Here is a 22814-nt window from a genome sequence, read left to right on the forward strand (position 1 = left end):
TACTGCAGTGCTCAACAATAAAAATACAGGCGTTTGCTTTTCATTCTGCCGGCACACTCACACCCGAGGTCAGAACCACCATGACTACTCCCTTGAGTAACATCAAGCGTTGGCGCGTGCAGATTTTCGCCATCACCTGGCTGGCGTACGCGGCCTTCTATTTCACCCGCAAAGCTTTTTCGGTGGCCAAACTGGGGATCGTCGACGACCCGAGTTTTCCGCTGGACAAGATGATGATGGCCAACCTGGATGGCATCTACCTGGCGGCCTACGCCGTTGGCCAGTTCACCTGGGGCATGCTCGCCGACCGTTTCGGGCCGCGTGTGGTGGTACTCGGCGGGTTGCTGATTTCCGCCGCCGCCGCCCTGGTGATGGGCACGTTTGCCACCTTGCCGATCTTTGTCACCTGCATGTTGATCCAGGGCCTGGCCCAGTCCACCGGCTGGTCGGGGCTGTGCAAGAACCTTGGCAGTTTCTTCCCGGCACAGCAGCGTGGGCGGGTGCTGGGGCTATGGAGTTCGTGCTACGCCTTCGGCGGCCTGGTGGCGTCGCCGTTTGCCGGCTGGTGGGCGTATACGCTGATCGGCACCTGGCATGCAGCGTTTATCTCAAGTGCGGCCGTGGTCGCGGTGGTGGCGGTGCTGTTCTTCATTTTCCAGCGCAACACGCCACAGGATGTGGGATTGCCAGCGGTGGAACCCGAGCCGGAGCAGACCGCTGCCGAAAAGAGTGCCAGTGTGCTGGAGCCGTTGCGGGCCATCTTGCGCAACCGCACGGTGTTGACCCTGGGGCTGGCGTACTTTCTGTTGAAACCGGCGCGTTACGCGATCCTGTTGTGGGGGCCGGTGATTGTGTATGAGCAGATGCCCTCGGTGGGCAAGGTCGGCGCAGCGATTGTGCCCACGGCGTTCGAACTGGCGGGGTTGCTGGGGCCGATCATGATCGGGATGGCGTCCGACAAACTGTTCGGCGCCCGGCGCATGCCGGCCTGTGTCCTCAGCCTGTTGGCGCTGACGGTGGCGCTGGCGTTGTTCATGGGCGCCTTGCACACCGGCAGCGTGGTGCTGGTGATGGCGTTGCTGTTTGTGATGGGCCTGACCCTGTATGGGCCGGACTCGATGATCAGCAGCACCGCCGCCATCGACTTCGGCACCGCCAAGGCCGGCGCGACGGCGGCGGGGTTCGTCAACGGCTGCGGTTCGGTGGGGGCGATTCTTGGCGGCTTGTTGCCAGGCTACTTCGACACGGTCACGGTGTTTATCGTGTTTGCCGGCGCCGCGCTGTTTTCCTCGCTGGTGTTGATGCCGTACTGGAACGCCAGGCCCGCGGTGCTGGCGCAGGTGGGCGACTTCGTGCCCGACCGTGAGCGCGCCATCAATCCCTTGCGGACCTGAGGGGCATGGCCGGTTTTTTGGTGGATTAGAGTGTTTCAGCGCTATAAACTCTGCCCCCAAAGCGCCGGCCAGTAGACGTCTCGGCGCGATGGACAGAAGAGAGTGAGTCATGGGCGCACAGTGGAAAGTCAAACATAAAGAAGCGGCATCCAATGCCAAGGGCAAGATCTTCGGCAAGCTGGTGAAAGAGATCACCATTGCCGCCCGCAACGGTGCCGACACTGCCACCAACGCACATTTGCGCCTGGTGGTGGAGCAGGCCAAAAAGGCCTCGATGCCCAAGGAAACCCTGGAACGCGCGATCAAGAAAGGCGCCGGTCTGCTCGGTGAGACCGTGCAATACCACCGTGTGACCTACGAAGGTTTTGCCCCGCACCAGGTGCCGCTGATCGTTGAATGCGTGACCGACAACATCAACCGCACCGTGGCGGAAATCCGTGTGGCGTTCCGCAAGGGGCAACTGGGTGCTTCGGGCTCTGTGGCCTGGGACTTCAACCATGTGGGCCTGATCGAAGCGTCGCCGGACAGCCCGGACGCCGATCCGGAAATGGCCGCGATTGAAGCCGGTGCCCAGGATTTCGAAGAAGGCGAAGAAGAGGGCACCACCCTGTTCATCACCGAGACCACCGACCTGGACGCCGTGCAGAAAGCCTTGCCGGAGCAGGGTTTCACCGTGTTGTCGGCCAAGCTGGGCTACATCGCGAAGAACCCGGTGAGCGGTTTGAGCGATGAGCAAATGGCTGAAGTCGAAGCCTTCCTGGAAGGCTTGGACAACCATGATGACGTGCAGGACATGTTCGTCGGGTTGGCGGGTTAATTCTAACCGGATGTGAACTCGGCCCAAATGTGGGAGCGGGCTTGCTCGCGAATACGGTGTACCAGCCAAGTATGTATTGACTGACACACCGTATTCGCGAGCAAGCCCGCTCCCACATTGGGTTTAGCGGAGTGTGGAAGACTGCAACAGGGTTGTGATTGCCTCGAACCCAGGCCGGGACAGCACCTCCGGCTGGCAGCAGTTATCCCGCAAGGCTTCCAGCGCCACGCGTTTTTCCTCACTTAACCCCGTATCAATCCTTTCCAGCAGCTCCCCCAGCAACACGCCGAACGCGCGCACTTCTATACGCTGCAACGCGCGGGTTTCCTGGCTGTCGACCGTGGCGTGAAACGACGCGGCACCAAAGTCCCCCAGCAAACATTCACCGGCTTCATTCCACAGAATGTTATGGCCGTACAGATCGCCGTGGGTGATGCCTTGCTCGTGCAGGTGCGCCGCCACCGAAGCGATGCCCCGGGCCATGCGCAGCGCCACCTCCGCGCTGAAACGGGTGGTGGGCTCGTAGATATCCCGGGTGCACGATGCCAGGCTCGGCAGGGCCGCGAGGTTGCGGTAGCTCGGTTCGATCAATTGCATCACCAGCGCCGCCTGGCCTTGGGGATGCTCGACCACTCGGCCTTCCACCTTGATCAGGTTGGCATGCAGTCCGGCAGCGATGCAGGCGTGCATTTCGTGCAGGGGCGAGCCGTCGCTGGTAATGCTGCCTTTATAGAGTTTGACCGCGACCGCCTTGGCCGGCCTGTTGGGCGGGGTCCAGGACGCTTTGCGGATGATTCCGGAAGCGCCTTCCCCCAACACTTCGCCCAATTCCAGCTCGGACCAGGGAATGTTTGGCGTCGCGTCATGCCGGGCCTCTTCCACGGCCATCTCTACCGGGTTGCCGGCGTAGGCCAGCCAGGTCAGGCTCGGCAAGGTCAGCAGCCAGTCCGGCAAGCGGGTCAGGCGGTTGGAGGCGATGCGGATCAGTTCGAGGTTTTTGCACTGGGCCAGGCTTTGCGGCAACTGCTCCAGATGGTTGCCGGCCAGCATCAGCTTTTGCAGCAAGGGCCGTTCACCCAGCTCCCTCGGCAACTGGCTGATGCGGTTATCGGTGAGGATCAGCCAGCGCAACAGTGGCGGCAGCGACGCCGCCGGGACGCTGCTGATCTGGTTCGACTTGAAGCCGATCATGCTCAACTGCGCGCACTGGCCCAGGCATTCCGGCAGTTCGGTAAAGGCGTTTTCCGAACAGAACAGCACGCGCAGATGGGGTAGGCGGTGCAGGTCGTCCGGCAGGCTACTGAGGGCATTGCCGGTGAGGTTGAGGATTTCCAGGGAGTCGGCCAGGTCGAAGATTTCCCGGGGGAACTCCGTCAGCCCGCAGCGCAGGTCCAGGCGTTTGATGCCGGCCAATTGGCCGGCCTTGAGTTGGGCAAGGGTATCCATGAACAGCGCGTCACTCGGCAATAGGGGCGTGAATGGCGCTCATGATAGCGGGTTGCGGGCCGATCTTCTGCAACTGCCCGAGGCGGCTGGCGGTGCGGGCCAAATCGATGGCCTGGCCACTGAGGGATTTTTCCAGCGGCTGTTCGCCGATCAGCACTAAGTGTTTGTCTTGGTCGTAGAGCACGTCTACCAGATTGATGAACCGTTGCTGGGTGGCAATCGGGCACTCCGCCAGATGCGGCAGGCCATCGATGATCCAATGGTCATAGTCGCGGCACAGTTGCAGGTAGTCCATGACCGCGGTCGGTTGTTCGCACAGGTCGCTGAAGCTGAAGGCGATGCTGCGACCCTGATGCCTGCGGGCAATCAGTTGCCGGGCACCCACCGCCAGGTTCAGTGGTGGGTGATCCACTGACGGCAGGCCCAGGGCCTCGCGCTGCGCAGATGTGCCGGGCCAGACGAACTGGCCTGCCGTAAAGCGCTGATCGCCATGGGCCTGAGCCATGCCGCGATAATCCTGGGGTGCACTGACTTCCATCACGTCCATGCGCGCACTGATCAGCTCGATCACCGGCTTGAATCGCTGGTGGTACAACGGATTCGGCAACAACCCGGCAGGCGGGTAATTGGAGGTCACCAGCACCCACACCCCGCGCCGGAACAGCGCCTTGAACAGGCGGCTGATCAGCATCGCGTCGCCGATGTCGTGCACATGAAACTCGTCGAAGCACAGCACGCGGCAACCATCGAGCAGCTTGTCCAGGGTCACGGCCAGCGCATCGCGCTGCTGGCGATGGGTAAACATCCCCTGGTGCAGGCGGGCGAAAAAGTCGTGGAAGTGCACGCGCTGTTTCTCGGCAACCGGCAGTGCCTGGAAAAAACCGTCCAGCAGCCAGCTTTTGCCCCGGCCTACGGCGCCGTGCAGGTACAGGCTGCGGGTGGGGCGCCCGGCCAGCAGGTGGGCGGTTTGTCGGGCCATGTCCTCGATGACCTGCAACTGGCTGGGGCTGAGGGTATAGCCCTGTTGCCGGGCCTTGCCTTGAAAAAAAGCCGCGATGCCGGGGTCGGCGTCGGTCGCCGCAGGCTTACCCAGCAACCGTTTGAGCAGGGGCGGTAAAGCAGCCAATGTCAGTCACTCTGTATGTCGGTGGTCGCTCACTTTAGAGCGCCGGTTACGGTTTGACCAATAGAGAAGCACACCGCCAGCTATCTGGAAACGGCATGGCTGAATGGATCCAAAACAACGGTTTGACTGGCGGATTCCCCTCAAGTGACTAACCTCATACACAGCGGTCACCCCTGTATAAGGATTTGGGGCAGTGAAGGGACAAGCAGTCTTGGCAATCATGAGCGCGATGCTCTGCAACACGGTTTATGGTGCACAGCTCCAGGTTGAGGTGCGCATCGACGTGCAGCGCGGTTGCCAGTTGGTCGGCACCACGCGTGAGGCCGGCATCGAGCAGCTCGGCGTGCTGGATTTTGGCAGCGGCTCCCGCCTGGATGACCCGGCTGGCCCGTTGAGTGCAGCCTTGATCAGCCAGCGCCAGCCACGCCTGGAGTGCAACCCGGACACGCCGTATCAGATGCGCGTCGACGGCGGCCTGCATGGCGGCGTCGGCGAAGTGCGTTACCTGGGCGCCGCCGCCCCTTCGATCAAACCCATTCCCTACCGAATTTATGCCGACGCCGCGCGCCGCATCCCCTTGGCCGTGGACGTGCCGGTGAGCGGCCGCGTGCCCGATTCCGGCACGGTGGACTTGCCACTTTACGGACGCATCGAGCCGCTCAAGGAAATCCCGGCGGTGGGGCGTTATTCCGACCTGCTCAAAGTGACGGTGACATGGTAAGCCGCGCCCTGGCCTGCATCGCGCTGGGCGGCCTGTTGCTGCTGGCCGAGGACGCCCAGGCGGCGGTGGCCGGGCAGATTCACGCACGGCTGGTGATCACTGCCAGTTGTCAGGTGAGCAAGGGCACCGCCAGTGCGCCAGTGAGCCCGGATGGCGGCTCGGCCTTGCTGGATTTCGGCAGCCACGGACCCACCTGGGACAAGGGCCTGGGCGCCGGCATCAGCGATGGCGACAAGGCGGCGCTGGCGGTGTCCTGCAACCCGTCGGTGGTGAGCAGTTTCACCGTGACCATCGACGGCGGCGCCCATGGTGACGGCGTCACCCGGCGCTTGAGCAATGGCCGGCAAACCATACCGTATCGGCTGTCGGCCGACCCCGCAGGCCGGAGCACCTACAGCATCGGCCAGCAACGCAATTTCGTCGTGACCAAGGGCGCACAGGTACCGATCCCGGTATTCGGCTCGGTGGTGGCGAATACCAGGGCCTTACCGGCCGGCATCTACACAGACACCCTGACGGTGACTCTGGATTGGTAAAACATGAGGATGGACATCATGCATGCACTTGTATCGAAAGCAGTTTTTCCATTGGTGGCGCTGGTGTGGGTATCGGGCATCCAGGCAGCCACCACCGTGACCGGGCAGATCAGCTCCACGCTGATCCTGACCAACAGCTGCCTGGTCAACGGCGTGGGCGGTACCACCGGTTTGAACTTCGGTACGATCAATTTCGGCACCACCAACAGCCAGTTCACCACCCAGTCCGGCCAAGTGCTGGGCGGCGGCGGCGGCGCACTGTCGATCCAGTGTTCTTCGGGCACCTCGCCGGTGATCACCGTGGGCGCCGGGTCCCATGACGGCCAGTCCACCGGCGGCACCCGGGCGCTGTATGACGGCGTGGCCAATTATGTGCCGTATGACTTTTACACCGACTCCGGGCATTCAACGCTCCTGGCCATCAACGGCACCATCAACGTGGGCGCGAGCACGGGCGTTGCGCAAACCGTGAATATCTACGGCCAGGCCGTGGGCAAGGCGGGACTGCCGGCGGGTACCTATACCGATACGGTGTCCGTGCAACTGACGTTCTAATGCCATGAAACGGGCCTGCTGGGCGGCGCTGGCGGTCATTACGGGTTGGGGAATGCCGTTGTCGTTGCTGGCCGTGACCAGCCAGACCATCCAGGTCAGCGCGACGATTGCCGCAGGCTGCCTGGTGGTGGGCGGTGGCACGAATTACGGCAGCCTGGCGTTCGGCAGCTACTCATCGTTGTCCACCAGCACGGTGTCGGTGGCGCTGAGCGGCGGGGTCACGCTGCAGTGCACGCCGGGAGTCACCTTGAACATGACCGTGGATGGTGGTTTGCACAACGTCAGTGGGCGGCACATGCAGCTCAATAGCGGCAGTGCCCAAGTGGCGTATCAGCTGTTTCGGGACGCGGCGTTCAGTCAGAGCCTGGGGATCAGCCAAAGCGTCAGCGTGGCCTATAGCAACGCAAACAATATAACCCTGCCGATTTACGGCCGGGTGGTGTTACCGGGTAACCAGCCTGGGGGGACGTACAGCGACGTGCTGCAGGTGCAGCTGTCCTGGTAAGGCGATTGGCATGAGGAGTGGACTCTATGTTTGCAGCTTCCCGGTGGTATTGGGTTGCGGGTGTTATTGGCTTGGCGGCGTTGGGCGCGGGGCAGGCCCAGGCGGCCAGCTCGGTGCTGATCTGGCCCATTGATCCGGTACTGGAGGCCGATCAACAGGCCAGCGCCTTGTGGTTGGAGAATCGCGGTACGGAGACCGCCAATTTGCAGATCCGGGTATTTGCCTGGAGCCAGGGCGGGTTTGACGAGCAGTACCAGAACCAGCGTGACGTGATCGGCAGCCCGCCGGTGGCGAAGATCGAGCCGGGGCAGAAGCAACTGGTGCGCCTGACCCGCACCCGCGAAATACCGCCGGGCCAGGAGCTGGCGTATCGAATCATCATCGACGAAATTCCTGGCGCCGTTCCTGAAACGCCTGCCGCCGATGGCAAGACGGCCGCCGCGATCCGCTTTCAAATGCGCTATTCGGTGCCCTTGTTCGCCTACGGCGCAGGCCTGTGGAGCAAGGACGACGCGACACGCCAGCGCGACCCCAAGGGCGCGGGCAAACCTGACCTGAGCTGGAAGAAAGTCACGGTGGGCGGGCGCAACTATGTGGAGATGCGCAACCAGGGCGCAGTGCATGCGCGGCTGACCGACGTGGCGTTCAAGCAGGGCGGGCAAACCCGGCCGCTGGTGGACGGCTTGCTGGGCTACGTGCTGCCGGGCGCAACCATGCGTTGGCCGGTGCCGGAAGGTGTAGCCGGCGACCAGCCGTTGCAGGTACGAGTCAATGGCGCAACGCAACTGGAGAACCTTGCACCGGGACGGTAACGCAATGGAATAGGGCATGGAGTCGCCCTTGGTCTTAACGGATGGAGATGTCCATTGATGGACACAATGCCTTGGTGAGCCTTGATCAGGCTCGTAGTCGATGGCGATCGGTGTGGGTGGTGGGCGGCCTGTCTGGCCTGGCGCTTGCGCCGCTTGGCGTGGCCGCTCCGTTGCCGCCGCCCCCCAGCAACATGGAGGCTGTGGCCGATGCACAGTTGTTCCTTGAATTGGTGGTCAACCAGATGGACACCGGCCGGGTGGTCGCCGTGGATCAGCGTGCCGGCGGCCTGTTTGTGCCGGCGGCCACCTTGCGGGATATCGGCATGAAACTGCCGGCCGACATCACCAGCGAAGTCGCGCTGGACCACGTGCCCGGCCTGCACACCGATTACGACAGCCAGGGCCAGCGCCTGATGCTGACGGTACCGCCGGCATGGTTGCCGGCGCAGTTCATCGGCAACCGCGATAACTACCCGCGCACCCAAGCGCTCACCAGTTTTGGTGCGTTGCTCAACTACGATGCCTACTTGAATGACACCGACGATGCCGGCACTTACCTGGGCATCTTCAACGAAGTGCGGCTGTTCGACACGTGGGGCACGCTGTCCAATACCGGCCAGTACCGCACCACCTTTGGCGGCCAGACCAGCGGCAGTACCCTGGACAATGGCTATCGGCGCTATGACACCACCTGGCGCTTTTCCGACGATGAACGCCTGCTGACCTACGAGGCGGGCGACGTGATCAGCGGCGCGTTGCCGTGGAGCAGTTCGGTGCGCCTTGGCGGGGTGCAGGTGTCGCGGGACTTCGGCGTACGCCCGGACCTGGTGACTTACCCCTTGCCGCAGTTTGCCGGGGAGGCGGCGGTGCCGTCGTCGGTGGACCTGTTTATCAACGGCTACAAATCCAGCAGTGCCGACCTGCAACCGGGCCCTTACACCCTGACCAACGTGCCGTTTATCAACGGTGCCGGCGAAGCCGTGGTAGTCACCACCGATGCGTTGGGGCGGCAGGTTTCAACCACGGTGCCGTTCTACGTCACCAGTACGTTATTGCAAAAAGGCCTGTCGGACTTTTCGGTAGCGGCCGGTAATTTGCGCCGGGACTACACCCTTCGGGATTTTGGCTACGGCGCCGGTGTGGCCAGCGGCACGTTTCGTTACGGGGTATCGGACTACTTCACTCTGGAAAGCCATGCCGAAGCCGCAGGCGACCTGACCCTGGGCGGACTCGGCGGCAACGTGCGGCTGGGCAACTTCGGGGTGCTCAACACGGCCCTCAGCCAAAGCCAGTTTGACGGCGAGACCGGCCAGCAACTGAGCTTCGGTTATCAATACAGCAACCAGCGCTATAGCCTGTCTTACCAACGGGTAGAGCGCCGCGACCAGTACGCCGACCTGACCCTGGTCGACACTCCTTATGCGAGCCTTAGCAAGCGCAGCGAGCAGGTGACCCTGAGCCTGAACCTCAACGATTTCGGCAGCATCGGTGCTGGCTATTTCGATGTGCAGGCGGCCGATGACTCCCGCACCCGGCTGTTGAACCTGACGTGGAGCAAGCAGTTGTGGCGCAACACCAGTTTCTACTTGTCGGCCAACCGTGAGGTCGGCGACAGCAACTGGGCCATGCAGGCGCAATTGGTGATTCCGTTCGACGTCTACGGCAGCCTGGCTCTGAGCAACGAGCGCAGCCAGGCGGGCGAGAGTCGCCAGCGGGTCAACTACAGCCGGGCGGTGCCGTCCGAGGGCGGCGTGGGCTACAACCTGGGGTATGCCAGCGGCGACGGGCCGGCTTATCGCCAGGCTGACCTGACCTGGCGCATGCAGTCGGTGCAATTGCAGGCGGGCGTCTATGGCAGCAGCGACGCCGAGACACGCTGGGCGGATGCCAGTGGCTCGTTGGTGTGGATGGACAAGCAAGTGTTCGCGGCTAATCGGGTGAATGACGCGTTTGTGGTGGTGAGCACTGACGGTTATGCCGGGGTGCCGGTGCTTTACGAAAACCAGCTAGTGGGTGAAACCGATCGCAACGGGCATCTGCTGGTGCCGTGGAGCAGCGCTTATTACCGCGGCAAGTATGAAATCGACCCGCTGAACCTGCCGGTCGACGTGCAGACCCCGAATGTCGAGCAGCGGGTGGCGGTACGTCGCGGCAGCGGCTATTTGCTGGAGTTCCCGGTGCGCCGGGTGGTCGCGGCCAGTATCACTCTGGTGGATGCCCAGCATCAGGAGTTGCCCCTGGGCAGCCAGGTGCGCCACGAGCAAACCGGGGCGCGGGCAGTGGTGGGTTGGGATGGCCTGGTATACCTGGAGAACCTGGCGGCCCACAACACCTTGCAAGTCACTGTGGGTGAGGGCCGTTCCTGCCAGGCAACGTTCGATCTGGATATCAACGAAGCACAGGTGCCGCTGATCGGGCCGCTGGTTTGCCAATGAGATAAGGAGTGTGGGTGTGCGGGGCAAGGAATGCATAGTGGGGCTGCTGGTGCTGGCGGGGCTGGGCTTTTCGACACAGGTGATGGCCGCGTGCTCGGTGCCGGGAACCACCTCGCCGGCCGGCTTTGGCTCGATCAGTTCGATGACGGTGCGCACCGCTCCCCAGACCAGTTCCACCACCAATGCCGGCTTGAATTGTGGGGCCACGCTGATCTCGTTGCTGGCAGCCAATGATCACTTCTATGCAACCATCACGTCGGCCACCAGCGGCATGGTCGGCCCCACTGGGGATATCATCAGCTATACGATCTACGGCAATAACAGCACCAGTTACCCGATCACCCGTGGTACCCAATTCGATTTCGGCGCCACCGGCATCGCCCAAAGCCTGGGCCTGGTATCCGGGCCAGGCACGAAAACCGTGCCGCTTTATCTGAGTTCCATCATCGGCAGCAATGTGGCGGCCGGCCTTTACACTGAGACACTAAGCATTGCCTGGACCTGGAATTATTGCTCGGTCCTCGGCGTGGGTTCTCTCTGTGTCATACGGGACACCGGCAGTGGCACGGCTTCCCTGACCGTCAGCATGACCGTGGCCAACGACTGCACAATCTCTGCACCCAACATCGCCTTCGGCAGTGCGCCGGTAGTCAGTGGTTTTTCCAGCGTGAACGGGCAGGCCACCATTGCCTGCACCAAGGGCAGCGCCTACACCGTGGGCATCAGCGATGGCCAGAACCCGGTGAGTGTGGGTGGGCAGCGGCGGATGGTGTCTGGCAGCAATTTCCTGAATTACGACATTTTCAAAAGCGCCACCACCACCCGTTGGGGCAGCGTGAGCACCGCCCGGCGTGCCAGCTCCACGGCTGAGGTGAATCCCGGGAATGGCTTGGGTACCGGTAGCCAGGTGTTCAACTACAACGCCGCGATCTATACCAACCAGACCACACCGCCGGCCGGCACCTACGTCGATAACGTGGTGCTGGATGTGGCCTTCTAGAACCGCATCGTCTGCTTGAGCATTTGCGTGGTCGACGGGTCTTGCGGGCTGACCATCGCATAGTTGTAGCCCGCGCCTGACCAGTATTCGGCCTGCAGCCCGTCAGCACTGCGGCTGCCACGGGGCAGGAATTTGTTTTCCGGGCCTGGCGGACGGATATAGAAACTGATGCGTCGCCCTTGAGGGTCTTCATACAGCACCATGGCCGCTGCACCCTGTTCGGTGCTGAGCAGGCGCCCGCTGACCGCCTTGAACCCGGCCTGGCTCAGGTCCGGCAGGCGGTAGGCCTGGTTGAAGTAACGGTCGAGCCAGCCTTGCATGTCGCCACCGCTTTGCACGTGGTAGTCGGCGGGCAAGATGCCGTCCTGGGCAAACAGGCGGTAGGCCTGCATCGCGTCGCTCATGGGCGCCATGCTCTCGAGAAGGGTGGCCTGGCGGGCCTGCCAGCCACCGAGGCCGCCGACACTGACGGCAATCAACAGCATGGCGGCGGTTGCGAGATGGCGGCGTGACTGGCGCTTGACCCGCTGGCGAATCAGGGCCGGGTCCAGCTCGGGGTTGGCGGGCTGTTGCAGTGCGCCGCTCAACGATGCCCGCAGGTGCTGCGCGTCCTGTTGCCAGGCGTGCACCTGGGCGGCGACGTCCGGGTGGGCCGCCAGCCAGGTTTCGAGTTGGCGGCGGTCAGCGTCCAAGAGCTGGTGATCGACGTAGGCATGCAAATCGCGTTCGCTGGGAGGCAGGCTGATCATTTGAGTATCCGCAGGGCAGGGCTGGTGATTTCGCCGTCGCTGAGCTGGCGCAGGGCCTGGCGTGCGCGGGACAGGCGAGACATCACGGTGCCCACGGGCACCTCGAGGATGTCGGCGACTTCTTTGTAGCTCAAGCCTTCCACCGAGACCCACAGCAGCAGGGCGCGCTGTTCGGTGTTCAACTGGTCGAAGGCTTGCAGGGTCGATTGCGCGATGACCGTGCGCTCGACCGACGGCTGCGAATCATCGCGGCCGGTGAAAAATTCCAACATGCGCGTGTACCGCCGGGAACGTCGATGGGCATCGAGAAACTGCCGGTAGAGGATCGAGAACAGCCAGGCGCGCAAGTCGCCTTCGAGGCGTTTGTCGGCCCAACTGATGATCGCCCGTTCAAGGCTCGCCTGCACCAGGTCATCGGCGCTGCTGCTGTTACGCGTCAGGGACACGGCAAATCGCCGCAGTCTGGGGATGAGTTCACGTAACTGTTCGTCGAGTTCGTGCATGGGATTCTGGCTAGTCACTACGCTGGGACTAGGAAGACGTCCGGCGTTGAAGGTTATTCCAGGCCGATAAAAATAAACAGCAGGCCAGGGAATAGAGTGCGCTGGCGTTCGTCCCAAGTGTTCCGACCTTATGTTTCACCCACTCAAGGCCCCTGGCCCTGGAGTTATTTCATGGTAGATCACTCATCACCGCCCCGTCCGCCGCTGAGCACCGCAAGCCTGATAATTCGGTTGGCCAGCATCGGCGTGGTGGTTGCGGTTGTGGCCGGGGCGTTTGCCTACGTCAACGGTAGCCTCGACCCGCAGCGGTTGCGCCCCAAAACCTTGGTCAACGCCCTGGAAACCAACAATGGTTTGCACCCTGGCTACCGTCGCAACCATGCCAAGGGCGTGTGCGTGGCCGGTTATTTCGAGAGCAGCGCCGAGGCGCGCCAGTATTCCAGTGCCCAGGTATTCAGCGAGGCGCGTACACCGATCATCGGGCGTTTTGCGCTGCCCAGCGGCAACCCGTATGCGCCGGACAGCAGCGTGCCGATCCGCAGCTTTGCCTTGCAATTCAGCTTGGCCAACGGCCAGCAATGGCGCACCGGGATGAACAGCATGCCGGTGTTCCCGGTGGGCACGCCCGAGGCCTTCTTTGAGATGCTCAAGGCCGGCGCACCTGACCCGGCCACCGGCAAGCCGAACCCGGCGGGTATGCCGGCGTTCTTCGCTTCGCACCCCGAGACGGCGCCGTTCCTGGCCTGGGTCAAGACCGCCAAGCCTTCCGCCAGCTACGCCACTGAGACCTATAACGGCATCAACGCGTTTTACCTGGTAAACGCCAGCGGCCAACGTCAGGCCGTGCGCTGGGGCGTCGTGCCACAAAGCCAGGATGCCGCGGGGGCCAAGGCGCCTGCCGGCAGCGATTTCCTCGAAAAAGACCTGGCCCAGCGTCTGGTGGCCGGGCCGTTGCGCTGGCAGTTGAACGTCACCCTGGCCAACCCGGGAGACCCGGTGGATGATGCCAGCAAGACCTGGGCCGGCGAGCACAAGGTGCTGAATGCCGGGACCCTGGTGCTGGAAAGCAGCCAGCCGCAAATGGACGGTGATTGCCGCGACATCAACTTTGATCCACTGGTTTTGCCGAGCGGTATTGAAGCTTCGAATGACCCACTGCTGGCCGCCCGTTCGGCGGCGTACGCCAGTTCTTACCTGCGTCGCACCAGCGAAGTCAGCCAGTTGCACAGCGCCCCTCAGGAGTCGAAGCCATGAATGTCCAACCTCGGTTTTTCGCCCCGCTGGCGCGCCTGCTGCACTGGCTGATGGCGTTGATGATCATCGCCATGCTGTTTATCGGCGCGGGCATGGTGGCCTCGGTATCGGAACGCCATGAGTGGCTGATCCACCTGCATAAGCCGTTGGGGATTGCGATCCTGGCACTGGTGATCGTGCGCCTGGTGGTACGGTTTTCAACCCGTCAGCCGCCGCTTCCGGCGGACTTGCCGCTGTGGCAAGCGTTGGCGGCCAAGGCCTCCCACGTGGTGCTGTATGCGTTGATGCTGGTGTTGCCGCTGCTGGGTTGGGCGATGATTTCGGCGGCCGGCGATCCGGTGATGCTCAGCAGTTCGGTGCAGTTGCCGGCGCTGGTGGGGGCGAGTGCGCCACTGTTTGCGGTGTTGCGCAAGGCTCACGGTTATCTGGCGTATTTGCTGTTTCTGACGGTGCTGCTGCACCTGGCGGCGGCGCTGTTCCACGGTTTGATCCGGCGTGACGGCGTGCTGCAAAGCATGACCGGCAGCAAGGACTGAAGCCTTGCCCGGCGACGACTGCCGTGGTGCAGCCGTCGCCGGGAGGGTGGATTCCTAGCGCAGTACGCTGACGATATCCGCCACGCTGCTCAACACATCCTTGCCCAACTGCATCGAGCGTTTACCCGACCAGCCAGTGTGCGGGTTGGGCGCGTCGTCGTTGTCCTTGAAGGGCATTTCCAGGGTCAGGGACAGGCAATCGAACTTCTCGCCGACGCTGTTGCACGCCAAGGTCATGTTGGCTTCGCCCGGCAGGTCGCGGGTGTAGCCGTGAACGGTCTGGAAGTCCCGGGTGAGGCCGCTCAAGTGGCTGCGGAAGTGTTTCTCCAACTGCTCGATGCGCGGCGTGTAGCCGGGGTTACCTTCACAACCGGCGGTGAACACGTAGGGGATTTCCTCGTCGCCGTGGATATCCAGGAACAGGTCAACGCCGTATTTTTCCATTTGCTCTTGGACGAACAGCACTTCGGGACTGATCTCCTGGCTAGCGTTCTGCCAGGCGCGGTTGAGGTCCTGGCCCATGGCGTTGGTGCGCAGATGGCCATGGAAGGCGCCATCGGGATTCATGTTCGGCACCAGGTACAGGTCAGCGGCGGCCAGGAGCTTTTTCAGCTCGGCGTCTCCGTCCTGCTGCAGGCGCTCGATGATGCCTTCCATAAACCATTCGGCCATATGCTCGCCGGGATGTTGCTGGGCGATGATCCAGATCTTGCGCTTATTGGCCTCGCCTTTGCCACGGCGCAGCAGTTGGATATCCCGGCCTTCGGCACTTTTGCCGGTGGCCAGCAATTGCGTGCCAGCGCGGTTCAGCGCCTGGTCGATCAGCCAGTTGTGGCGCTCGCGGCTGTAGGGTTCGAAGTAGGCGAACCAGGCTTGTTTTTCGCGGGTTTCGAGGGTGATGTGCAGCGTCTCGCCATCAAAGCGGGTGGGCACCCGGAACCAGTTGATATGGTCGTAGGACGCCACGGCGTTGTAGCCGCTCCAGGCGTGCTTGTAGGAAGAATGGCCCGCGTTGCTCAGGCGGAAAGTGTGGGTGTGCCCCACATGCATGCCTTCGGCCTTGAAGTGGAACCACTGGAAGTGCTGGCTGCGCGTATCGGGCTTGATGGCCAGCAGCAACTGGTGGGCATCACTGGCATCGAGTACCTGGATATTGCCGCTGTCGAAGTCTGTGCTGATCTTGATAGAGGTCAAGGCCACGGTCATAGTCTGGTTGCCTGAATATGAGTGTTGTGGCGGGCATTTTACACCGGAGCGGGGTAAAGCCTGGATGCAATTTTTGCAGGGGAAAGAGGGGGCGTCCTCCTTGACGCCGCAGCAGCTTAGAATCTATGAGATTGATTCTCAAGTGCTATTTTTGAAAGAACCGGCCTAGAGCGCTCGATCGACTTTCATTGGGCGATAGTCTTTTGCTACCATGCGCGCCATCAAGCAACACACAGTCTTCATTAGCCTGAAGCCACGCCAGGAAAAACTGGCAAAAAAAAGACCCGGCCAAAGAGCCGGGTCAAAAACCGTGATTAGCCTGATGAGGAGATATTCCAAGAGTCCGACCTAAGGTCTCTTGGTCTATCGACTGATCTCGCGATCAGCTGGGTCCAATAATAATCATTATCATTTGCAAGTCAAATGTTTTTATCTGTCCGATAGAAATATTTTTCCTTTGTGTCTGCTACATCCTGGCCGGGTGTTCGGTGTCCCTTGCCGAAAGCCGCAGCGACCGCTCCACCATCACCTTCGCCATATCAATCAAATAGACCACTGAAAATGCCAGGTCCCGGCTATTGCCATGGGCGCTGTTTGCCGATTCGTACGCGGTGGCCGCTGCGCTGCGCAGCAGGTCGGAAGCGTGGACCAGGGCTTCCTCGTCGCTGATGCCGGGCTTGACCTCGAACAAGGTGTCGTCAACGGAGGGCGGCGTACCGTCCTCTTTCAGGTAATAGTCCAGCGCGCGTTGGGCGGCGCCACTGCTGCGCATGAACAGCAGCTCGTCTTCATCGCAGATTTCGGGCAGGGAATATGGGGTTGTCGTCATAAAGGTCGGTGCTCTGGGTGGATGTCGAAAGCCTGTAACCGATATTAGTACTAATCGTATTTATGGCGTTTTATTGATTACTACAAACTGTTTATTGTCGTTGGGAGTACACAACGTATTGTCAGGCCCCATGGATAAGTGGATAGCGTTGGTCAAGGCCAGCATGAAAGACCGCAAGGTCACACAGGATCAACTGGCGTCGCGCCTGGGCATGTCCCAGGGCGGGGTCGGCCATTGGCTGAACAAGCGTCGGGTGCCGAGCCTGGCCGACATGAACCGGGTGATGCAGGAGCTGGGCCTGGATGACCTCGAGGTGGCGCTGGTGGTCCGCGAAAAAGCGGTTGCGCCAGTTGCGCAGGAGCTGGAGCTGACGCCGCACTACAACCCGAATTACCGTTACCCGGTGAGCGAAGGGAAGGGAGGGTACCCCTTGCAGGAAGAACCTCGGCCATATGGCGCTACTCGTTTCCAGATGAGCGACTACCAGGCCCGTGGCAAGGCATTCTGGATGCGGGTGATTGGCGATGCCATGGCTGCCCCCAGCGGCTTGAGCATCACCGAGGGCATGATGGTTCTCGTGGACCCGGGCATCAAGGCCGGGCCCGGAAAATTGGTGGTGGCCCAATGGGCATTCAATCCCCAGGCGACCTTGCGCAAACTGGTGAAGCAAAGCGGCCAGCTTTACCTGGTACCGCTCAACCCGACCTACCCGAAAATGCTCTTCAGCGAAGAATGCCGGATCATCGGCGTGGTGGTGCAGGCGGTCACGAGGTTTTAGCTCGCGGCTTCCAGCTCCACCAGTGCGCTGCCTTCGCCGACCATTTCCCCTTCCTGGCAATACAGCGCCTTGACCACTCCGGCATGGGGCGCGCGGATGCTGTGTTCCATCTTCATGGCTTCCAGCACCACCAACTGCGTACCGGCTTCAACTGATTGCCCGACCTCCACCAGCACCCGCACGATGCTGCCATTCATCGGTGCGGTCAGGCCGCCCTGATGGGACTGGCTGGCGTCTACGGCGGCAATCGGGTCGAACAGGCTGACGCTATGCACCTCGCCATCCCAACGCAAAAACACACTGCCGCCCTCGCGTACCGCCAGTTGGGAACGGCGCACACCTTGCTGGTCGATCAGCAACTGTTCGCCACGCAACTGTGGCGGGTTGACGCCAGCTTGCAACGTCACCAGGCGATCCTGGCCGCTGCAGCTCAAATGCAGGGAAACCTCGGCCGGCAAACCGGCGCGAAAGCCGTGGGTATCTGCCCACGGTGAACGGGCGTCATTGAGCGGTTGGGTCTGCATGAACGCCTGGCCGGCTGCTTGCCAGAACTCATCGCTCAACTCGCCTGGCACAGGTAGCAGCTCATCCTGATAACGCGGGATAAACCCGGTATCCAACTCGGCAGCGGCAAACGCCGGATGGCCGATGATGCGTCGCAAGAAGCCCAGATTGGTCTTCAGCCCACCCACGGCAAACTCATCGAGCATGCCCAGCAGCCGCAGGCGTGCTTGCTCGCGGTCCTCGCCCCAGGCAATCAGCTTGCCCAGCATCGGGTCGTAGAACGGTGAGACGCTGTCGCCTTGCTCGACACCGCTGTCCACTCGTCGCCCCGGACCTGGCGTGGATTCGCGGTACAGCGCCAGGTGCCCGGTGGCCGGCAGGAAATCGTTGGCCGGGTCTTCGGCGTACAGGCGCACTTCTATCGCATGCCCCAGCAGCGGCACTTGCTCCTGAGTCATTGGCAGCGGCTCGCCCTGGGCCACGCGGATCTGCCAGGCCACCAGGTCCAGGCCGGTGATGGCTTCGGTCACCGGGTGTTCCACCTGCAGCCGGGTATTCATTTCCATGAAGAAAAACTCGCCCCGTGCGTCCAGCAGAAACTCCACGGTGCCCGCGCCCACGTATCCGATCGCCTGGGCGGCCCGCACCGCTGCTTTGCCCATGGCCTTGCGCTGTTCGGCGCTCAGGCCGGGCGCCGGGGCTTCTTCCACGACTTTTTGATGGCGGCGCTGGATCGAACAATCGCGTTCGTTGAGGTACAGGCAATGACCGTGCTGGTCGGCGAACACCTGGATTTCCACGTGGCGCGGCTTGAGCAGGTACTTCTCCACCAGCATCTGCGCGTTGCCAAAGGATGAAAGTGCTTCACGCTGTGCCGAGGCCAACGCTTCGGCCAACTGACTGACGTCTTCGACCACTTTCATGCCCTTGCCGCCACCGCCCGCCGTCGCCTTGAGCAGCACCGGGTAACCGATGCGCTCGGCCGCCTGGCGGAAGGTCTCCAGGTCCTGGGCGTCGCCGTGGTAACCGGGTACCAGCGGTACGCCGGCGGTCTCCATCAACGCCTTGGCCGCAGACTTGCTGCCCATGGCATCAATGGCCGAGGCGGGCGGCCCGAGGAAGATCAGCCCGGCCGCTTCGATGGCGCGGGCGAAACCGGCATTCTCGGAGAGAAACCCATAACCCGGGTGAATTGCCTGGGCGCCGCTGGACTGGGCTGCGGCGATCAGCTTGTCGATTTGCAGGTAACTGTCGGCGGCCTTGCTGCCGCCCAGGTCCACACGAATATCCGCCTCGCGGGCATGCCGTGCGTCGCGGTCCGTGGCGCTGTGCACGGCCACGGTGGTCAAGCCCATGGCCTTGGCGGTACGCATCACCCGGCAGGCGATTTCGCCGCGATTGGCCACCAATACAGTGGTAAGCGTCTTCATGAACGCGGCTCCTGAGGCTGCCAGTTGGGCGCGCGTTTTTGCAGAAAGGCGCGCAAGCCTTCCTGGCCTTCGGCGCTGACGCGGATCCGGGCGATGGAGTTTTCGCAATAGCGACGCAGCGCGGGCGTCAGCGCCCCGTGGCCGACTTCCCGTAGCAGGTCCTTGCTGGCGCGCATGGCTGCCGGGCTGTTGAGTAGCAGGTTGGTAATCCACAATTCGACGTGGATGTCCAAATCATCAGCGGGATAACTTTCCGCCAGCAAACCGATTTCCCGCGCTCGCTGACCGCCAAAGCGCTCCGCCGTCAGGGCATAGCGGCGGGCAGCCCGCTCACCGATCGCCTGTACCACGAATGGGCTGATCACCGCCGGCGCCAGACCAATGCGTACTTCCGACAGGCAGAATTGCGCATCATCGGCACCAATTGCCATGTCGCAGCAACTGATCAACCCGAGGGCACCGCCGTAGGCCGCGCCCTGAACCACCGCCAGCGTCGGGATCTTCAGCTTGGCGAGGTTGTACATCAGCTCCGCCAGTTCACGGGCATCGTCCAGGTTGGTGTGATAATCCAGCTCGGCGGACTGCTGCATCCAGGCCAGGTCGGCACCGGCGCTGAAGTGTTTGCCGCGCCCACGCAGTACCAGGAAACGCAGGGCCGGGTCGCCTTGCACCTGGTCCAGGGCAATGATCAATTCGCGGATCATTTCGGCGTTGAACGCGTTGTTCTTGGCTTCACGGCTGAGCCACAGGGTGGCAAAACCACGGGGGTCGGTGATCAGTTCGAGGGTGTTGAAATCGGTCATGGGGTGCAGCTCCATTTACATGCGGAACACGCCGAAGCGGCTCGGCTCGATGGGGGCGTTCAGCGAAGCGGACAAGGCCAGGGCCAGCACGTCGCGGGTCTGCAACGGATCGATGACGCCGTCGTCCCACAGTCGTGCGCTGGAGTAGTAGGGGTGGCCCTGGGTTTCGTACTGGTCGAGGATCGGCTGCTTGATCGCCGTTTCCTCGTCGCTGCTGAAACCCTGGCCCGCGCGCTCGGCCTGCTCACGCTTGACCTGTACCAGCACGCCGGCCGCCTGTTCGGCGCCCATTACGCCGATGCGTGCGTTGGGCCACATCCACAAGAAGCGCGGGTCGTAGGCGCGGCCACACATGCCGTAATTACCGGCGCCGAAGCTGCCGCCGATGATCACGGTGAATTTCGGCACCTTGGCGCAGGCCACCGCCGTGACCAGTTTGGCGCCGTGCTTGGCAATGCCGCCGGCTTCGTATTTCTGGCCGACCATGAAACCGGTGATGTTTTGCAGGAACAGCAGCGGAATCCCGCGTTGACAGGCCAGCTCGATAAAGTGCGCTCCTTTTTGCGCAGCCTCGGCGAAGAGAATGCCGTTGTTGGCCAGGATCGCAATCGGGTAGCCGTGCAGGTGCGCAAAGCCGCACACCAGGGTGGTGCCGAACAGTGCCTTGAATTCATCGAACACCGAGCCGTCCACCAGCCGCGCGATCACTTCGCGCACGTCGAACGGTTGCTTGGCGTCGGCCGGGATCACGCCGTACAGCTCTTCGCTGCTATAAAGCGGCGCCAGCGGCGTGCGTTGTTGCAAGTGCCCCAGCTTGCGCCAGTTGAGGTTGGCCACACTGCGCCGGGCCAGGGCCAGCGCATGTTCGTCGCTGTCGGCATAGTGGTCGGCCACCCCGGAAATCTTGCAGTGCACATCGGCACCGCCCAGGTCTTCGGCGCTGACCACTTCACCGGTCGCCGCCTTCACCAGCGGCGGGCCGGCGAGGAAGATGGTGGCTTGCTGGCGAACCATGATTGCTTCGTCCGCCATCGCCGGCACATAGGCGCCACCGGCGGTGCAGGAACCCATCACCACCGCGATCTGCGGGATGCCCTGGGCGCTCATGTTGGCCTGGTTGAAGAAGATCCGCCCGAAGTGCTCGCGGTCCGGGAACACTTCATCCTGGCGCGGCAGGTTGGCGCCGCCGGAGTCCACCAGGTAGATGCACGGCAAACGGTTCTGCTCGGCGATGGTCTGGGCGCGCAGGTGTTTTTTGACTGTCAGCGGGTAGTACGAACCGCCTTTCACCGTGGCGTCGTTGGCGACGATCATGCACTCGACGCCTTCCACCCGACCAATCCCGGCAATCACCCCGGCCGCCGGCACGTCTTCGCCATACACCTGGTAAGCGGCCAGTTGGCTGAGTTCAAGGAACGGCGAGCCAGGATCGAGCAAGCGATTGATCCGCTCGCGGGGCAACAGTTTGCCTCGGGATGTATGCCGCTCCTGAGCCTTGGCGCCGCCGCCTTGCTGCACTTGGGCGAGCAGGCTGTGCAGGGCGTCGACCTGTTGGAGCATCGCCGCGCTGTTGGCGGCGAATTCCGCCGAGCGCGGGTTGAGCTGGGTGTGCAGGGTAGCCATGGTGCGCGCTCCGTTCAGCGGGTTTCGTTAAACAGTTCGCGACCGATCAACATGCGCCGGATCTCACTGGTGCCGGCGCCGATTTCATACAGCTTGGCGTCACGCAGCAGGCGGCCCGCCGGGAATTCATTGATATAGCCATTGCCGCCGAGAATCTGGATCGCGTCGAGGGCCATCTGGGTAGCACGTTCGGCGCTGTACAGGATCACCCCGGCGGCGTCCTTGCGCGTGGTTTCGCCGCGTTCGCAGGCCTGGGCCACCGCGTACAGGTAGGCGCGGCTGGCGTTGAGTTGGGTGTACATGTCGGCGACCTTGCCCTGGATCAGCTGGAACTCGCCGATGCTCTGGCCGAACTGCTTGCGGTCGTGGATGTAGGGCACGATCAAATCCATGCACGCCTGCATGATCCCGGTCGGGCCCCCGGAGAGCACCACGCGTTCGTAATCAAGGCCGCTCATCAGCACTTTCACGCCGCCATTCAGCGCGCCGAGGATGTTTTCTTCCGGCACTTCGACGTCATCGAAAAACAGCTCACAGGTGTTGGAGCCGCGCATGCCGAGCTTGTCGAACTTGTTGCTGCGGCTGAAGCCTTTCGAGTCGCGCTCGACGATAAACGCGGTGATGCCGTGGGCACCTTTTTCGAGGTCCGTCTTGGCGTAGATCACGTAGGTGTTGGCGTCGGGGCCGTTGGTGATCCAGGTCTTGCTGCCGTTGAGCACATACACACTGCCGCGTTTGTCGGCGCGCAGCTTCATGGAGACCACGTCGGAACCGGCGTTCGGTTCGCTCATGGCCAGGGCGCCGATGTGTTCACCGCTGATCAGCTTGGGCAGGTACTTGAGTTTTTGTTCGTGGGTGCCGTTGCGGTTGATCTGGTTGACGCAGAGGTTGGAGTGGGCGCCGTAGGACAACGCCACCGAAGCCGAACCCCGGCTGATCTCTTCCATGGCCACCACGTGGGCCAGGTAGCCCAGGCCGGCGCCGCCGTATTCTTCCGGCACGGTGATGCCCAGCAGGCCCATGTCGCCGAATTTGCGCCACATGTCGGCGGGGAACAGGTTGTCGATATCGATCTGCGCAGCCCGTGGCGCCAGCTCCTTGGCCACGAAGGACTGCACCTGGTCGCGCAGCATGTCGATGGTTTCACCGAGGGCGAAGTTCAGGGAGGGGTAACTCATGGACGGGCACCTTCTAACGTTGTTTTTGTGTGGCCAATGCGCCCGGGGAGGGCGATCACCTTTACGTTAACGTA

Annotated in this window: 22 protein-coding genes; 12 read left to right on the top strand and 10 right to left on the bottom strand. The window is 62.4% G+C overall.

Going from position 1 to position 22814, the window contains the following annotated elements:
- Window positions 1–80: 80 nt before the first annotated feature.
- Together JFU58_RS17650 and JFU58_RS17655 are read left to right on the top strand one after the other, a co-directional pair.
- Window positions 81–1394 (top strand): MFS transporter, encoded by a 1314-nt coding sequence (locus JFU58_RS17650; RefSeq protein ID WP_201141402.1) that lies wholly within the window; start codon window positions 81–83, stop codon window positions 1392–1394.
- 109 nt (window positions 1395–1503) lie between these two features.
- Window positions 1504–2211 carry a YebC/PmpR family DNA-binding transcriptional regulator gene (locus tag JFU58_RS17655; protein ID WP_008431478.1) on the top strand — a complete coding sequence of 236 codons (708 nt, stop codon included), beginning with the start codon at window positions 1504–1506 and terminating at the stop codon, window positions 2209–2211.
- A 123-nt stretch (window positions 2212–2334) separates the two neighbouring features.
- Here JFU58_RS17655 and JFU58_RS17660 read toward each other — a convergent pair whose 3' ends face one another.
- Window positions 2335–3657 (bottom strand): leucine-rich repeat-containing protein kinase family protein, encoded by a 1323-nt coding sequence (locus JFU58_RS17660; RefSeq protein ID WP_201141404.1) that lies wholly within the window; start codon window positions 3655–3657, stop codon window positions 2335–2337.
- Between the two features lie 10 nt (window positions 3658–3667).
- Window positions 3668–4783, bottom strand: coding sequence for a cell division protein ZapE (gene zapE / locus JFU58_RS17665; protein ID WP_177071510.1), 1116 nt, complete (start codon window positions 4781–4783; stop codon window positions 3668–3670).
- Window positions 4784–5003: 220 nt separating this feature from the next.
- Here zapE and JFU58_RS17670 point away from each other — a divergent pair, with 220 nt between their 5' ends.
- The 7 genes from JFU58_RS17670 to JFU58_RS17700 are packed head-to-tail and all read left to right on the top strand — an operon-like array spanning window position 5004 to window position 11347.
- Window positions 5004–5504 (top strand): Csu type fimbrial protein, encoded by a 501-nt coding sequence (locus tag JFU58_RS17670; RefSeq protein ID WP_431038641.1) that lies wholly within the window; start codon window positions 5004–5006, stop codon window positions 5502–5504.
- Window positions 5498–6040 (top strand): Csu type fimbrial protein, encoded by a 543-nt coding sequence (locus JFU58_RS17675; protein WP_063028638.1) that lies wholly within the window; start codon window positions 5498–5500, stop codon window positions 6038–6040. Before JFU58_RS17670 ends, JFU58_RS17675 begins: the two co-directional genes overlap by 7 nt.
- Window positions 6041–6058: 18 nt before the next feature.
- Window positions 6059–6595, top strand: a complete 537-nt coding sequence (locus JFU58_RS17680) for a Csu type fimbrial protein (RefSeq protein WP_063033935.1) — start codon at window positions 6059–6061, stop codon at window positions 6593–6595.
- 4 nt (window positions 6596–6599) lie between these two features.
- A complete protein-coding gene (locus JFU58_RS17685) occupies window positions 6600–7100 on the top strand; it encodes a Csu type fimbrial protein (RefSeq protein ID WP_063028640.1) in 501 nt (166 codons plus the stop codon).
- Window positions 7101–7126: 26 nt separating this feature from the next.
- Window positions 7127–7912 (top strand): fimbrial biogenesis chaperone, encoded by a 786-nt coding sequence (locus JFU58_RS17690; RefSeq protein ID WP_063028642.1) that lies wholly within the window; start codon window positions 7127–7129, stop codon window positions 7910–7912.
- Window positions 7913–7953: 41 nt separating this feature from the next.
- Window positions 7954–10347, top strand: coding sequence for a fimbria/pilus outer membrane usher protein (locus JFU58_RS17695; RefSeq protein WP_201141406.1), 2394 nt, complete (start codon window positions 7954–7956; stop codon window positions 10345–10347).
- A gap of 16 nt (window positions 10348–10363) precedes the next feature.
- Window positions 10364–11347 (top strand): Csu type fimbrial protein, encoded by a 984-nt coding sequence (locus JFU58_RS17700; protein ID WP_373568929.1) that lies wholly within the window; start codon window positions 10364–10366, stop codon window positions 11345–11347.
- Here JFU58_RS17700 and JFU58_RS17705 read toward each other — a convergent pair.
- A complete protein-coding gene (locus JFU58_RS17705; RefSeq protein ID WP_003212454.1) occupies window positions 11344–12096 on the bottom strand; it encodes an anti-sigma factor family protein in 753 nt (250 codons plus the stop codon). The genes JFU58_RS17700 and JFU58_RS17705 overlap by 4 nt on opposite strands.
- Window positions 12093–12599: an RNA polymerase sigma factor gene (locus tag JFU58_RS17710; RefSeq protein ID WP_063028648.1), complete on the bottom strand. Its 507-nt coding sequence runs from the start codon at window positions 12597–12599 to the stop codon at window positions 12093–12095. Before JFU58_RS17710 ends, JFU58_RS17705 begins: the two co-directional genes overlap by 4 nt.
- A 171-nt stretch (window positions 12600–12770) precedes the next feature.
- On the opposite strand from JFU58_RS17710, the gene JFU58_RS17715 reads away from it, so the two are divergent.
- On the top strand, window positions 12771–13853 hold the full coding sequence (locus JFU58_RS17715; RefSeq protein WP_201141408.1) for a catalase family peroxidase: 1083 nt from the start codon (window positions 12771–12773) through the stop codon (window positions 13851–13853).
- On the top strand, window positions 13850–14389 hold the full coding sequence (locus tag JFU58_RS17720) for a cytochrome b (protein WP_063028652.1): 540 nt from the start codon (window positions 13850–13852) through the stop codon (window positions 14387–14389). The genes JFU58_RS17715 and JFU58_RS17720 overlap by 4 nt, the downstream gene beginning before the upstream one ends.
- Window positions 14390–14443: 54 nt before the next feature.
- On the opposite strand, the gene JFU58_RS17725 is transcribed toward JFU58_RS17720, so the two are convergent.
- Together JFU58_RS17725 and JFU58_RS17730 are read right to left on the bottom strand one after the other, a co-directional pair.
- A complete protein-coding gene (locus tag JFU58_RS17725; RefSeq protein ID WP_063028654.1) occupies window positions 14444–15595 on the bottom strand; it encodes a M14 family metallopeptidase in 1152 nt (383 codons plus the stop codon).
- 466 nt (window positions 15596–16061) lie between these two features.
- The gene (locus JFU58_RS17730; RefSeq protein ID WP_063028656.1) at window positions 16062–16424 is read right to left on the bottom strand and encodes a DUF6124 family protein; all 363 of its coding nucleotides are present in this window, start codon (window positions 16422–16424) and stop codon (window positions 16062–16064) included.
- Window positions 16425–16554: 130 nt separating this feature from the next.
- Between JFU58_RS17730 and JFU58_RS17735 the strand changes: the two genes are divergently transcribed.
- Window positions 16555–17202, top strand: a complete 648-nt coding sequence (locus JFU58_RS17735) for a LexA family protein (protein ID WP_201141410.1) — start codon at window positions 16555–16557, stop codon at window positions 17200–17202.
- Here the strand turns inward: JFU58_RS17735 and JFU58_RS17740 are convergent.
- Genes JFU58_RS17740 through JFU58_RS17755 form a run of 4 tightly spaced genes read right to left on the bottom strand, consistent with a single transcriptional unit; the run spans window position 17199 to window position 22740 of the window.
- Window positions 17199–19136, bottom strand: coding sequence for an acetyl/propionyl/methylcrotonyl-CoA carboxylase subunit alpha (locus tag JFU58_RS17740; RefSeq protein ID WP_201141412.1), 1938 nt, complete (start codon window positions 19134–19136; stop codon window positions 17199–17201). The two genes, JFU58_RS17735 and JFU58_RS17740, sit on opposite strands and share 4 nt — an antisense overlap.
- A complete protein-coding gene (locus tag JFU58_RS17745; protein WP_063028662.1) occupies window positions 19133–19939 on the bottom strand; it encodes a gamma-carboxygeranoyl-CoA hydratase in 807 nt (268 codons plus the stop codon). The genes JFU58_RS17740 and JFU58_RS17745 overlap by 4 nt, the downstream gene beginning before the upstream one ends.
- Window positions 19940–19954: 15 nt before the next feature.
- Window positions 19955–21562 carry a carboxyl transferase domain-containing protein gene (locus JFU58_RS17750; RefSeq protein WP_201141414.1) on the bottom strand — a complete coding sequence of 536 codons (1608 nt, stop codon included), beginning with the start codon at window positions 21560–21562 and terminating at the stop codon, window positions 19955–19957.
- Window positions 21563–21576: 14 nt separating this feature from the next.
- Window positions 21577–22740 (bottom strand): isovaleryl-CoA dehydrogenase, encoded by a 1164-nt coding sequence (locus JFU58_RS17755; protein ID WP_003212472.1) that lies wholly within the window; start codon window positions 22738–22740, stop codon window positions 21577–21579.
- Window positions 22741–22814: the final 74 nt, after the last annotated feature.

Source organism: Pseudomonas sp. TH34, from assembly GCF_016650865.1.
Classification (GTDB): domain Bacteria; phylum Pseudomonadota; class Gammaproteobacteria; order Pseudomonadales; family Pseudomonadaceae; genus Aquipseudomonas; species Aquipseudomonas yamanorum.

Bases quoted from the DNA above. Each gene is read 5' to 3' on its own strand.
- JFU58_RS17650 (WP_201141402.1), top strand. From the start codon at position 81: ATGACTACTCCCTTGAGTAACATCAAGCGTTGGCGCGTGCAGATTTTC.
- JFU58_RS17655 (WP_008431478.1), top strand. From the start codon at position 1,504: ATGGGCGCACAGTGGAAAGTCAAACATAAAGAAGCGGCATCCAATGCC.
- JFU58_RS17660 (WP_201141404.1), bottom strand. From the start codon at position 3,657: ATGGATACCCTTGCCCAACTCAAGGCCGGCCAATTGGCCGGCATCAAA.
- JFU58_RS17670 (WP_431038641.1), top strand. From the start codon at position 5,004: ATGAGCGCGATGCTCTGCAACACGGTTTATGGTGCACAGCTCCAGGTT.
- JFU58_RS17675 (WP_063028638.1), top strand. From the start codon at position 5,498: ATGGTAAGCCGCGCCCTGGCCTGCATCGCGCTGGGCGGCCTGTTGCTG.
- JFU58_RS17680 (WP_063033935.1), top strand. From the start codon at position 6,059: ATGCATGCACTTGTATCGAAAGCAGTTTTTCCATTGGTGGCGCTGGTG.
- JFU58_RS17685 (WP_063028640.1), top strand. From the start codon at position 6,600: ATGAAACGGGCCTGCTGGGCGGCGCTGGCGGTCATTACGGGTTGGGGA.
- JFU58_RS17690 (WP_063028642.1), top strand. From the start codon at position 7,127: ATGTTTGCAGCTTCCCGGTGGTATTGGGTTGCGGGTGTTATTGGCTTG.
- JFU58_RS17695 (WP_201141406.1), top strand. From the start codon at position 7,954: ATGGAGATGTCCATTGATGGACACAATGCCTTGGTGAGCCTTGATCAG.
- JFU58_RS17705 (WP_003212454.1), bottom strand. From the start codon at position 12,096: ATGATCAGCCTGCCTCCCAGCGAACGCGATTTGCATGCCTACGTCGAT.
- JFU58_RS17710 (WP_063028648.1), bottom strand. From the start codon at position 12,599: ATGCACGAACTCGACGAACAGTTACGTGAACTCATCCCCAGACTGCGG.
- JFU58_RS17715 (WP_201141408.1), top strand. From the start codon at position 12,771: ATGGTAGATCACTCATCACCGCCCCGTCCGCCGCTGAGCACCGCAAGC.
- JFU58_RS17720 (WP_063028652.1), top strand. From the start codon at position 13,850: ATGAATGTCCAACCTCGGTTTTTCGCCCCGCTGGCGCGCCTGCTGCAC.
- JFU58_RS17725 (WP_063028654.1), bottom strand. From the start codon at position 15,595: ATGACCGTGGCCTTGACCTCTATCAAGATCAGCACAGACTTCGACAGC.
- JFU58_RS17730 (WP_063028656.1), bottom strand. From the start codon at position 16,424: ATGACGACAACCCCATATTCCCTGCCCGAAATCTGCGATGAAGACGAG.
- JFU58_RS17735 (WP_201141410.1), top strand. From the start codon at position 16,555: ATGGATAAGTGGATAGCGTTGGTCAAGGCCAGCATGAAAGACCGCAAG.
- JFU58_RS17740 (WP_201141412.1), bottom strand. From the start codon at position 19,136: ATGAAGACGCTTACCACTGTATTGGTGGCCAATCGCGGCGAAATCGCC.
- JFU58_RS17745 (WP_063028662.1), bottom strand. From the start codon at position 19,939: ATGACCGATTTCAACACCCTCGAACTGATCACCGACCCCCGTGGTTTT.
- JFU58_RS17750 (WP_201141414.1), bottom strand. From the start codon at position 21,562: ATGGCTACCCTGCACACCCAGCTCAACCCGCGCTCGGCGGAATTCGCC.
- JFU58_RS17755 (WP_003212472.1), bottom strand. From the start codon at position 22,740: ATGAGTTACCCCTCCCTGAACTTCGCCCTCGGTGAAACCATCGACATG.